Origin of the sequence: Sulfitobacter sediminilitoris (assembly GCF_010667575.1) — a bacterium.
Classification (GTDB): domain Bacteria; phylum Pseudomonadota; class Alphaproteobacteria; order Rhodobacterales; family Rhodobacteraceae; genus Sulfitobacter; species Sulfitobacter sediminilitoris.
This window is the reverse complement of sequence record NZ_JAABNT010000001.1, coordinates 322,426-333,216: the sequence shown is the minus strand read 5'-3', so window position 1 is coordinate 333,216 and position 10,791 is coordinate 322,426. Positions and strand designations below refer to the sequence as shown.

11 protein-coding genes are annotated in these 10,791 nt (G+C 60.1%); all 11 read left to right on the top strand.

Annotation, left to right across the window (positions count from 1 at the left end):
• Nucleotides 1–42 precede the first annotated feature (42 nt).
• The 11 genes from GV827_RS01650 to recN all read left to right on the top strand — a co-directional run bounded on the left by GV827_RS01650 (nucleotide 43) and on the right by recN (nucleotide 10,787).
• A complete protein-coding gene (locus GV827_RS01650) occupies nucleotides 43–294 on the top strand; it encodes a DUF2484 family protein (protein WP_164351948.1) in 252 nt (83 codons plus the stop codon).
• Nucleotides 291–557 carry a DUF2484 family protein gene (locus tag GV827_RS01645; protein WP_164351947.1) on the top strand — a complete coding sequence of 89 codons (267 nt, stop codon included), beginning with the start codon at nucleotides 291–293 and terminating at the stop codon, nucleotides 555–557. The genes GV827_RS01650 and GV827_RS01645 overlap by 4 nt, the downstream gene beginning before the upstream one ends.
• Nucleotides 554–835 carry a hypothetical protein gene (locus GV827_RS01640; RefSeq protein ID WP_164351946.1) on the top strand — a complete coding sequence of 94 codons (282 nt, stop codon included), beginning with the start codon at nucleotides 554–556 and terminating at the stop codon, nucleotides 833–835. Before GV827_RS01645 ends, GV827_RS01640 begins: the two co-directional genes overlap by 4 nt.
• Before the next feature lie 43 nt (nucleotides 836–878).
• The gene (gene murB, locus GV827_RS01635) at nucleotides 879–1,826 is read left to right on the top strand and encodes a UDP-N-acetylmuramate dehydrogenase (protein WP_164351945.1); all 948 of its coding nucleotides are present in this window, start codon (nucleotides 879–881) and stop codon (nucleotides 1,824–1,826) included.
• 109 nt (nucleotides 1,827–1,935) lie between these two features.
• On the top strand, nucleotides 1,936–2,814 hold the full coding sequence (locus GV827_RS01630; RefSeq protein ID WP_204325685.1) for a D-alanine--D-alanine ligase: 879 nt from the start codon (nucleotides 1,936–1,938) through the stop codon (nucleotides 2,812–2,814).
• Nucleotides 2,802–3,677: a cell division protein FtsQ/DivIB gene (locus tag GV827_RS01625; RefSeq protein WP_164351943.1), complete on the top strand. Its 876-nt coding sequence runs from the start codon at nucleotides 2,802–2,804 to the stop codon at nucleotides 3,675–3,677. The genes GV827_RS01630 and GV827_RS01625 overlap by 13 nt, the downstream gene beginning before the upstream one ends.
• 28 nt (nucleotides 3,678–3,705) lie before the next feature.
• A complete protein-coding gene (ftsA, locus tag GV827_RS01620; protein WP_164351942.1) occupies nucleotides 3,706–5,040 on the top strand; it encodes a cell division protein FtsA in 1,335 nt (444 codons plus the stop codon).
• Nucleotides 5,041–5,217: 177 nt separating this feature from the next.
• Entirely contained in the window at nucleotides 5,218–6,870 is a 1,653-nt protein-coding gene (gene ftsZ, locus GV827_RS01615) for a cell division protein FtsZ (protein WP_164351941.1), read from the top strand.
• A gap of 206 nt (nucleotides 6,871–7,076) precedes the next feature.
• A complete protein-coding gene (gene lpxC / locus GV827_RS01610) occupies nucleotides 7,077–8,000 on the top strand; it encodes a UDP-3-O-acyl-N-acetylglucosamine deacetylase (protein ID WP_164351940.1) in 924 nt (307 codons plus the stop codon).
• A 228-nt stretch (nucleotides 8,001–8,228) separates the two neighbouring features.
• Nucleotides 8,229–9,101, top strand: coding sequence for an outer membrane protein assembly factor BamD (locus GV827_RS01605; protein WP_164351939.1), 873 nt, complete (start codon nucleotides 8,229–8,231; stop codon nucleotides 9,099–9,101).
• A 36-nt stretch (nucleotides 9,102–9,137) separates the two neighbouring features.
• Nucleotides 9,138–10,787 carry a DNA repair protein RecN gene (recN, locus tag GV827_RS01600; protein ID WP_164351938.1) on the top strand — a complete coding sequence of 550 codons (1,650 nt, stop codon included), beginning with the start codon at nucleotides 9,138–9,140 and terminating at the stop codon, nucleotides 10,785–10,787.
• Nucleotides 10,788–10,791: the final 4 nt, after the last annotated feature.

Genomic DNA, 10,791 nt, shown 5'->3' with positions numbered 1-10,791 from the left:
CGCATATGCTGGAGAATGCGACCGAGTTAAGGAGTGGGCGATATGATGCTTTTGTGGCTTTGTGTCATATGGGTTTTCGCCTCGGTGGCCGTCGCCATGCTGCCCATGCGCCATCAGTACATCCCTGGCGTGATCCTGCTTTTGGCCGCCCCTGTCCTGATTATCATGATCGGTCAGCAGGTGGGGTGGATAGCGGCACTTTTGGGGCTGGCCGCATTCGTGTCGATGTTCCGCAATCCTTTGCTCTTCATCCTCGCAAAATTGCGCGGACAGAACCCGGAGTTGCCTGAATGAGCCTGTCGCTTACACTTGCCTGTCTCTGGGCCGTCATTGCCAACGTTCTGGCCATGATGCCCAGCAAGGATCAACACTGGCGCAACGCCTATATCCTGATCGGCATCGGCATTCCGTTGGTTGGGTATGTCACGGTACAGCATGGGCCATGGATCGGCCTCCTGGTGCTGGCGGCGGGGTGTTCGATCCTGCGCTGGCCGGTGATTTATTTCGGGCGCTGGCTGCGCAAGAGCGCGGGGCAATTCAGAGGCCCGGCTGAATGAACATGACCTTGGTCCTGTTGGTCACGATACTGCTTTTGTGGATGGCAGCATGCACGCTCTGCGGATATCGCGGACGTTTTGTGGGCTTTCTGGGGGTCTTGCTGGCCGGGTTGACGCTGAACATGGCGTGGATGGTTTACGGCTTGCAGGCGCATCCGTTCGAGATGAACGCCCTGATCGCGCAGGGGGCGGCGTCGCTCTACGCGGTCTGCGCGTTCGGCATCGGCTGGTTCGCGGCGCGCATCCGCCGCGCCTGGCAGGACAGCCGTATCCTCTAAGGCGGGGTTTGACGGCTTTGCCATCTCATAGTAGGCGGCAGTCATGAACGATCTGACCCTTCCTCACGTACGCGGCAAGCTGACACTGCAGCGTGCCTTGAATGATTTGACGTGGTTGCGGGTCGGTGGCCCTGCCGACGTCTTCTTCCAACCGGCTGATCTTGACGATCTGCGCGGGTTCTTGCGCGATCTGCCGGAAAAAGTGGCGGTGTTTCCCATGGGTGTCGGCAGCAACCTGATCGTGCGCGATGGCGGTTTGCGTGCGGTGGTGATCCGGTTGGGGCGTGGCTTTAATGGGATTGAGATTGACGGTGACCGCGTGACCGCCGGGGCAGCAGCGCTGGATGCGCATGTGGCGCGCAAGGCTGCGGATGCGGGGCTGGACCTGACCTTTTTGCGCACGATTCCGGGCAGTATTGGCGGTGCGGTGCGGATGAATGCGGGCTGCTATGGCAGCTATACGGCGGATCATTTCGTGTCGGCCGAGGCGGTCTTGCGCGATGGGTCGCTGGTTACACTGACTGCGGAGGATTTGAATTTTCGCTATCGTCAGAGTGACTTGGCGGACGAAGCTGTCATCATTTCGGCCACCTTTGCGCCACCAAGAGCAGAGCCACAAGACCTGCATGACCGGATGGCGTCTCAACTGGCCAAGCGAGACGAGACACAGCCGACCAAGGATCGAAGTGCGGGAAGCACTTTCCGGAATCCTGCGGGGTTTTCATCTACTGGACAGGCCGATGATGTGCATGACCTCAAGGCATGGAAGGTCATCGACAACGCAGGCATGCGCGGGGCCATGCGGGGCGGGGCGCAGATGTCGCCCAAGCATTCAAATTTCCTGATCAACACGGGCAATGCGACGGCTGCGGACCTTGAAGGATTGGGCGAAGAGGTGCGAAAAAAGGTTTACGATTCCCAAGGGATTACTCTAGAGTGGGAAATCATGCGGGTGGGCGAATATTCAAACGATCCCACCGCAGGGGCATAAGCCGGAAAAACGGCAACGGACCAAATAACAAGAGCCGCAAAAGGCTCGGGACATAAGGCAACAAATCGTGGGTACGTCGAGCAGGACAACCCCGACAGTGGCGGTAGTAATGGGTGGCCCCTCGGCTGAGCGCGAGGTGTCACTGGATACAGGGCGCGCATGCGCAGCCGCATTGCGGGAAAAGGACTACAACGTGGTCGAGGTCGATGCCGGCCGCGACCTTTGTGCTGTTTTGACAGACCTCAAGCCTGACGCCATTCTGAACTGCCTGCACGGTCGCTGGGGCGAGGATGGCTGCGTGCAGGGCATATTCGAGTGGATGGGATTGCCCTATTCGCACTCGGGCGTGCTGGCCTCGGCGCTTGCAATGGACAAGCAGCGGACCAAGGATGTCTACCGCGCGCATGGTTTGCCCGTGGTCGACAGCATCATCGCCAAGGCAGATGACGTGCGGGCAGGGCATGTGATGCCGCCACCCTATGTGGTGAAGCCCAACAACGAAGGTTCTTCGGTTGGCGTTTATCTGGTCAGCAAAGAGAATAATGGTCCACCACAGCTGGATCAGGGCATGCCGGACGAAGTCATGGTCGAGGCCTATGCGCCGGGCCGGGAACTGACCACGACTGTCATGGGCGACCGCGCGTTGACGGTAACGGATATCATTACGACCGGTTGGTACGATTACGACGCGAAGTACAAGGAAGGCGGGTCATCGCATGTTGTGCCCGCTGAAGTGCCTCAGGAAATTCTCGATCTGTGCATGGAATACGCTTTGCGAGCACATCGCGCTTTGGGCTGCCGTGGTGTCAGCCGCACTGATTTCCGCTGGGATGAGGCGCGGGGCGCAGCGGGCCTCGTGCTTTTGGAGACGAACACGCAGCCCGGCATGACTTCGACGTCTCTGGCGCCTGAGCAGGGTGCCTATTGCGGGATTTCCTTCCCTGATTTCTGCGCGTGGATGGTGGAGGACGCGTCATGCGATCGCTGATCCGCCGCAAGCCATCCAAGGTGGATCCGGCGCCGTCGCGCTGGGCGTGGCGGATGCAAAGACTGATGCTGACGCCGGGATTCCGGATGGCGTTGCGGGCTGGGGTTCCATTCTGCATTACATTGATGGCCGGGACGATTTATCTGTCGGACGAGGAACGTCGCAACGCGATCACACAAGCGGTTGCCGATGCACGCGCCAGCATCGAAGAGCGTCCTGAATTCATGGTCAAGCTGATGGCGGTTGACGGCGCGTCCGGTCAATTGGCTGCCGATATCCGCGCGGTGATGCCATTCGAGTTCCCGCAAAGCTCTTTCGATCTGGATTTGCCTGAGTTGCGGCGTCAGATTACCGCGCTCAACGGTGTGAAGACGGCCAGCGTGCGCATCCGCCCGGGCGGTGTTTTGCAGGTTGACGTCATACCGCGCATTCCCGTTGCAATCTGGCGCAACGCCGATGGTTTGGCCTTGGTGGATGAGGGCGGTGCCTATGTCGCGGCAGTGGGTGCGCGGGCGGAATATCCGCAACTGCCGCTTCTTGCCGGCGAAGGCGCGGCACGTCATGTGCCCGAAGCCTTGAGGCTCATCCGTGCGTCTGCGGCACTGGGCAACCGCGTGCGCGGCGTCGTACGCATGGGCAATCGCCGCTGGGACGTGGTGCTGGACCGGGATCAGCGCATCATGTTGCCGGAGAAAGGTGCGCTTCAAGCGCTAGAGCGCGTCATCGCACTAGAGCGCGCACAGGAAGTACTGACCCGTGATGTCGCACGGGTGGACATGCGGCTAAGCAAAAGGCCGACCGTCAGAATGACGCAAGACGCCACACAGGCATGGTGGCAAATCAAAAAAGAGTCCGGTCAGTAAAGAACCGGAACAAAGAGGCAGCTAAGAGATGAACGACCTTTATGAAAGCCAGCGGTCCATGCGCAACATGCGCAAGATCGCGATGCAACGGGGCGTTGTGGCGATTCTGGATGTGGGCAGTTCTAAGATCGCCTGTCTTGTTTTGCGTTTTGACGGGGCTGACAAGCTGAACGATGACGGCACTGTTGGATCGCTCGCGGGGCAGTCTGGCTTCCGAGTGATTGGCGCCGCTACCACGCGTTCCCGCGGTGTCAAGTTCGGCGAGATTTGCGCCATGGGCGAGACCGAGCGCGCCATCCGAACAGCCCTGCAAGCCGCACAGAAGATGGCGGGCATCCGCGTCGATCATGTGATCGCCTGTTTTTCCGGAGCAGAGCCGCGCAGCTATGGCTTGGATGCGCAGATCGAGTTGGACGGCGAGAGCGTAACCGAAGACGACGTCGCCCGCGTTCTGGCCAGCTGTGATGTGCCCGAATACGGTGAGGGGCGCGAGGTACTGCACGCCCAGCCGGTGAATTTTGCCCTGGATCATCGTTCTGGTCTCAGTGACCCGCGCGGTCAGATCGGACAGTCGCTGGCCGTGGACATGCATATGCTGACGGTGGATGCCGCCGCTGTGCAGCATCTGGCGCATTGTATCAAACGCTGTGATCTGGAACTCGCCGGGATTGCGTCATCGGCCTATGTGTCGGGCATCGCGTCGCTGGTTGAGGATGAGCAGGAACTGGGCGCGGCCTGTATCGACATGGGTGGCGGGGCCACGGGCGTGTCGATCTTTATGAAGAAACACATGATCTACGCAGATACCGTGCGCATGGGTGGCGATCATGTGACCCAGGATATCTCGATGGGGCTGCAGGTGCCCACGACGAATGCGGAGCGGATCAAGACATTTTATGGCGGGGTCCATGCCACCGGTATGGATGATCGCGAAATGATCGAGATCGGCGGCGATACCGGTGATTTTGAGCATGACCGCCGCACGGCAAGCCGGGCGGAGCTGATCGGGATCATGCGACCGAGGGTTGAGGAAATTCTGGAAGAAGTGCGCGTGCGGCTGGAAGCAGCGGGCTTTGGCCATCTGCCAAGTCAGCAAATCGTGCTGACCGGCGGCGGCAGTCAGATACCGGGACTGGATGGATTGGCCAGCAAGATACTGGGGCAACAGGTGCGGCTGGGCCGGCCCTTGCGCGTCCATGGGCTGCCACAGGCAGCGACGGGGCCAGGCTTTGCCTCCGCAGTCGGTCTATCGCTATTTGCCGCACACCCACAAGACGAATGGTGGGACTTTGAAATTCCGGCCGAAAAATACCCCGCGCGTTCACTCCGTCGTGCGGTGAAATGGTTTCGGGATAACTGGTGAGCACAATATGGAGTGGCTTCTGGCAATATGGGCGAGAATTGGGCAAAAATATGCCCATATTTGGTGCCTAATTGCTGATTTTAGGGTGACGTTGCGGCCTTGGACCGCTAATGTTGCAAAAACTCGTGACGGCAAAGCGCTCATGGGACGTGGGCTAAAACAACAGGCGGACAGCACATGACACTCAATCTTTCGATGCCCGGTCAGGAAGACCTAAAGCCACGGATCACCGTTTTCGGTGTAGGCGGCGCTGGCGGTAACGCGGTCAATAATATGATCGAAAAACAACTGGATGGCGTTGAATTCGTCGTGGCCAATACCGACGCCCAGGCACTGCAGCAGGCGAAATCTGAGAACCGTGTCCAGCTTGGCATCAAGGTGACAGAGGGTCTGGGCGCAGGCGCGCGGGCCTCTGTTGGGGCCGCCGCCGCTGAAGAATCAATTGAACAGATCGTCGATCATCTGGCGGGCGCGCATATGTGCTTTATCACCGCTGGTATGGGCGGTGGCACAGGCACCGGGGCTGCGCCGATCATCGCGCAGGCCGCCCGTGAACTGGGCGTTCTGACTGTGGGCGTCGTCACCAAACCATTCCAGTTTGAGGGCGCCAAGCGGATGCGTCAGGCCGAAGACGGCGTCGAGGCGCTGCAAAAGGTTGTCGATACGCTGATCATCATTCCGAACCAGAACCTGTTCCGTCTGGCGAATGAGAAAACTACCTTCACCGAAGCCTTCTCGATGGCGGACGATGTTCTTTATCAGGGTGTGAAGGGTGTGACCGACCTGATGGTACGTCCAGGCCTGATCAACCTCGACTTTGCCGATGTCCGTGCCGTGATGGACGAGATGGGCAAGGCGATGATGGGCACAGGCGAAGCGGACGGAGAAGATCGCGCCATTCAGGCCGCCGAAAAGGCCATTGCAAACCCGCTGCTGGACGAAATCAGCCTGCGCGGCGCGAAGGGCGTCCTGATCAATATCACCGGTGGCAACGATCTGACCTTGTTCGAACTGGACGAAGCCGCCAACCGCATTCGCGAGGAAGTCGATCCAGAGGCGAACATCATCGTTGGCTCCACGCTGGACGAAGGTCTGGGCGGATTGATGCGCGTCAGCGTTGTGGCAACAGGTATCGACGCCACGGATGTGAACACCGAAATGCCGGTCCCACGCCGTTCCATGAGCCAGCCTCTCAAGCAGCAGACGGGTTCGGAAGAAAAGCCTGAAGAAGCAGCGGTGGCAGCCGCCGTCGCCGCATCGGAGAGCGCGTCTGACGCAGAGCAAGCACCATTGTTCGAAGAACTGGATGTGCAGCGCGCGGCGGAGCAGGAGCAGGCAGAGGATATTTTCGCCGATGATGCGGCAGAGGCCGACGATCTGCCACCGCCCGCATATCAGCCACAGGTTGCCGCTTTTGAGCCGCGCAATGAGGATGACATCGAAGCAGAGCCAGAGACATTTGTTGCGCCGCGTGCCCCCGCGCCGGGCACACCTTCGCCAGAAGCGCTGGCCCGCCTCCGCGCGGCAGCGCAGAAGGCCGCTCCGGAGCAGACCGCTCAGACGCGTCCGGCCGCAGCGCCCACCCAGCAATCTGCACCGTCCGGTCAGACTGCTGCGGAGAAGCCCCGCTTTGGCATCAATTCGCTGATCAATCGCATGACTGGTCACGCTGAAAGTGACGCGCAGCCGCAGCAACGCCCTGCGCGGCAGCAGCCGCCTGTACAGCAGCAACAGCCCCGCGTGGCGGCTGCACCACAGCCTGCGCAAGAGCACGATCCGGATCAGGAGCGCATCGAGATTCCTGCATTCCTGCGCCGTCAAGCGAACTGATCTACTCACTTATGTGACAAAACGGGTCGCCTGCGGGCGGCCCTTTTTCATTTGAAAACATAGGCTTGATCAGTTGTCAGCGCCTTTGCGCCCATTTGTTACGCACATGTTTCAGTCGGTTACAAAGATTGAGTTGAGCATTGCGGCCCCGCCACCTATTTCGATGCTAACCTAGACAGTGATCTATGAGATTGAGGACGAAATCCGTGCAGACCACCATCAAATCCCCGATCTCATTCGGCGGCAAGGGCCTGCATTCCGGCGCACCTGCGACGGTTACTATTCGGCCGGCGAGTGTACATCATGGAATATGGTTTTCCCGGACAGACGTAACAGAAGGCGATCATCTGATCCCGGCCCGCTGGGATGCGGTTAACCGTTCCCCGCTTTGCACAAAGCTTGAAAACGCATCGGGCCTGTCTGTTTCGACTGTGGAACATCTGATGGCCGCCCTTGCAGGCTGCGGCATCCACAACGCGCTGATCGAGATCGACGGACCGGAAGTGCCAATCCTTGATGGATCGGCTGTGCCATTTGTGCGCGGGTTCATGCAGCGCGGGATCAGATCATTGTCGGAACCCGTTATGGCATTCGAAGTGCTCAAGACAGTGACGGTAACCGAAGGCGATGCAACCGCAACGCTGTCGCCCTCTGACACGCTGCGGATCGATTTCGAGATTGATTTCGTCGATGCCGCGATTGGTAACCAGAAGAAATCTCTGGTTATGAACAACGGGTCATTCGCACGCGAACTTTGCGACAGCCGCACGTTCTGCCGTCAGGCGGATGTGGACGCGATGCAGGCAAATGGTCTGGCGCTGGGTGGTAATTCGGGCGAGAACGCGGTGGTTTTCGATGGTGACCGTGTGGTCAGCCCAGGCGGTCTGCGCCACGCGGATGAGCCTGTGCGTCACAAGATGCTGGATGCGCTGGGTGATCTGGCATTGGCGGGTGCACCGCTTTTGGGCCATTACACCGGACATCGGGCAGGGCATTCGTTGACAAACAAATTGCTGCGCAAGCTGTTTGCAACACCCGGTGCTGTCCGCTTGGTAGAGTGCAACCCTTTCATGGCGCGGCGTCTGCCGGGATACGGTCTGGTCTGGGACGAGATCCCTCAGGTCGCGTAATTCCGCGATGCCGGGCGGCGCAATCAGTCCGGTCCAGCCATTGAACACCATTTCACACCATTGTATTCCTTGCAAACGGGCCAACCGCAGGCGGCACTTCTATCGCAATTGCGATAGCATGGGTTTGAAGCGGTGCAATCGGCGTTTTGCATTGCAGATTATTGTGCTAGCAAGGCTGCCAAGAAGGGTCGAAAAGGCCATGGGTGTGAAGATGCAAAAGGTACAGGCATGAGCAGGAAAGGGACCGTGACACGGATCATTGCCGCAGTGCTTTTGGTCTCGACCGTGGCCGCTTGTGGCGGCAACCGCAATACAGGTCGCGTCGGTGGCAGTTTTTTCAATCCGCAGGAAATCCCGCTTGAGACCTACTCTGCCGAACAGATTTTTGAACGGGGCGAATATGAACTGAACCGCCGCCAACCCGGCGAGGCTGCGTTCTATTTCTCGGAAATTGAGCGGCTTTATCCCTATTCGGACTGGGCGCGGCGTGCGTTGATCATGCAGGCGTTCAGCTACCACCGGGACAAGGATTACCCCAACTCCCGCTCCGCTGCGCAACGGTTCATTGATTTCTACCCCGATGACGATGATGCCGCCTATGCACAGTATCTGCTGGCGCTCAGCTATTACGACCAGATTGACGAAGTGGGCCGGGATCAGGGCCTGACCTTTCAGGCGCTGCAATCCCTGCGCACGGTAATCGAAGTATATCCTGACAGCGAATATGCGAATTCCGCGATTTTGAAGTTTGATCTCGCCTTTGATCATCTGGCAGGCAAGGAGATGGAGATCGGGCGGTACTACTTGCGCCGCGATCACTACACCGCCGCCATCAACCGCTTCCGCGTGGTGGTCGAGGATTTCCAGACAACAACGCACACGGCTGAAGCGTTGCATCGGCTGGTCGAGGCATACCTGAGCCTCGGTCTCAACCACGAGGCGCAGACAGCGGGGGCCATTTTGGGCCATAACTTCCAGTCGACCGAATGGTACGAGGACAGCTACAAGCTGCTTACCGGGCAGGGGCTGGAGCCTGCGTTCTTCAAGGACAACTGGCTGGGTGCGATTTACCGCCAGACGATCAAGGGCGAGTGGTTGTAAACGGAGGGGCGGCGCCCCTCCAAACGGGCTGATTTGATGCTGCGCGGGCTAGACATTTCCGACATGCTGATCATCGACCGGCTGGAGCTTGGCTTTCAGCCCGGTCTTAACGTGCTGACCGGAGAGACCGGGGCAGGCAAGTCGATCCTGTTGGATTCGCTGGGATTCGTACTGGGCTGGCGCGGGCGCGCCGATCTGGTCCGTCAGGGGGCGGCACAGGGCGAAGTCACCGCTTGGTTCGATCTGCCCGAAGGGCATCCGGCGCATGCCGTGCTCGAAGAAGCAGGTCTTCCCGGTGGAGATGAATTGATCCTGCGGCGTATCAATACTTCGGACGGGCGCAAGACGGCTTGGGTCAATGACAGGCGTTGCTCGGGCGAGGCGTTGCGCGCGCTTTCTGAGACACTGGTAGAGTTGCACGGCCAGCACGATGACCGTGGCCTGCTCAATCCGCGCGGGCATCGGGCGATACTGGATGATTATGCGGGCAATGGGCCTGCCTTGGCCAAGGTGCGCAAGGCGTGGTCTGATCTGGGCGCGGCGCGCAAGGCGGCTGCTGTGGCGGCGGAAGAACGGGCTGCCATTCAGGCAGAGGAAGAGTTTTTGCGCCACGCTGTCGCGGAACTGGACAAGCTCGATCCGCAGGAAGGCGAGGAAGCCACGCTTGATACCAAGCGGCGGCTGATGCAGGGCGCCGAGAAAATCCGCGCCGATGTGGTCAACGCCTACGAAATCATGGGCCAGAATGGGGCGGAGCGGCAGTTGGGCGATGCGCTGCGCTGGTTGGATGGCGCGGCGGCGCGGGCCGAGGGGGCATTGGAAGCCCCGATGGCCGCGCTGAACCGGGCGATGGTGGAACTGGACGAGGCGATGTCGGGCGTGGCGAATGCGATCGATGCGATGTCCTTTAATCCGCTGGAACTGGAAGAGACAGAAGAGCGGCTTTTTGCGATCCGGGCCTTGGCACGCAAACACGACGTCGCCCCCGATGATCTGGCTGGCTTTGCCGACACGCTGCGGGCCAAGCTGGATGCGCTGGATGCGGGCGAGGCCGCGCAGGCTGGCTTGGAGAAGGCGGTCAAGGATGCTGAGGCAGCCTATCGGTCAGCAGCGGACGCGCTGAGCGCCGCGCGGCGCAAGGCAGCAGGCAAGCTGGACAAGGCCGTTTCAGCGGAACTTGCCCCGCTCAAGATGGAGCGGGCTGTCTTCGAGACGCAGATTGAGCCAGATACGCAGGGACCGGAAGGGCAGGACGCAGTGAGTTTTTCCGTAGCCACGAACCCCGGCGCGCCTGCCGGGCCTTTGGGCAAGATTGCTTCGGGTGGTGAACTGAGCCGGTTCCTCTTGGCGCTGAAGGTGTGCCTCACGCAGGGGCAGTCGGGGCTGACGCTGATCTTTGACGAAATCGACCGGGGCGTCGGTGGTGCGACTGCCGATGCGGTCGGACGCAGGCTGTCTGCACTGGCCGCCGAAGGGCAGGTGCTGGTTGTGACGCATTCACCTCAGGTGGCCGCCCTTGGTGCGCACCACTGGCGGGTGGAAAAGGCGGTCTCGAAAGGCATGACGACCTCGACCGTGGTGCCGCTGTCGCCCCTTGAAAGGGTGGACGAAGTCGCGCGGATGTTATCGGGTGACCAAGTCACAGATGCGGCGCGCGCGGCGGCCGAAGCGTTGCTGGCAGGCTGATGAG

What these genes read in the sequence shown, in the direction of transcription:
- GV827_RS01625 (WP_164351943.1), top strand. Translation starts at nt 2,802, where the DNA reads ATGCGATCGCTGATCCGCCGCAAGCCATCCAAGGTGGATCCGGCGCCG.
- GV827_RS01605 (WP_164351939.1), top strand. Translation starts at nt 8,229, where the DNA reads ATGAGCAGGAAAGGGACCGTGACACGGATCATTGCCGCAGTGCTTTTG.
- GV827_RS01640 (WP_164351946.1), top strand. Translation starts at nt 554, where the DNA reads ATGAACATGACCTTGGTCCTGTTGGTCACGATACTGCTTTTGTGGATG.
- GV827_RS01645 (WP_164351947.1), top strand. Translation starts at nt 291, where the DNA reads ATGAGCCTGTCGCTTACACTTGCCTGTCTCTGGGCCGTCATTGCCAAC.
- recN (WP_164351938.1), top strand. Translation starts at nt 9,138, where the DNA reads ATGCTGCGCGGGCTAGACATTTCCGACATGCTGATCATCGACCGGCTG.
- ftsZ (WP_164351941.1), top strand. Translation starts at nt 5,218, where the DNA reads ATGACACTCAATCTTTCGATGCCCGGTCAGGAAGACCTAAAGCCACGG.
- GV827_RS01630 (WP_204325685.1), top strand. Translation starts at nt 1,936, where the DNA reads ATGGGTGGCCCCTCGGCTGAGCGCGAGGTGTCACTGGATACAGGGCGC.
- murB (WP_164351945.1), top strand. Translation starts at nt 879, where the DNA reads ATGAACGATCTGACCCTTCCTCACGTACGCGGCAAGCTGACACTGCAG.
- GV827_RS01650 (WP_164351948.1), top strand. Translation starts at nt 43, where the DNA reads ATGATGCTTTTGTGGCTTTGTGTCATATGGGTTTTCGCCTCGGTGGCC.
- ftsA (WP_164351942.1), top strand. Translation starts at nt 3,706, where the DNA reads ATGAACGACCTTTATGAAAGCCAGCGGTCCATGCGCAACATGCGCAAG.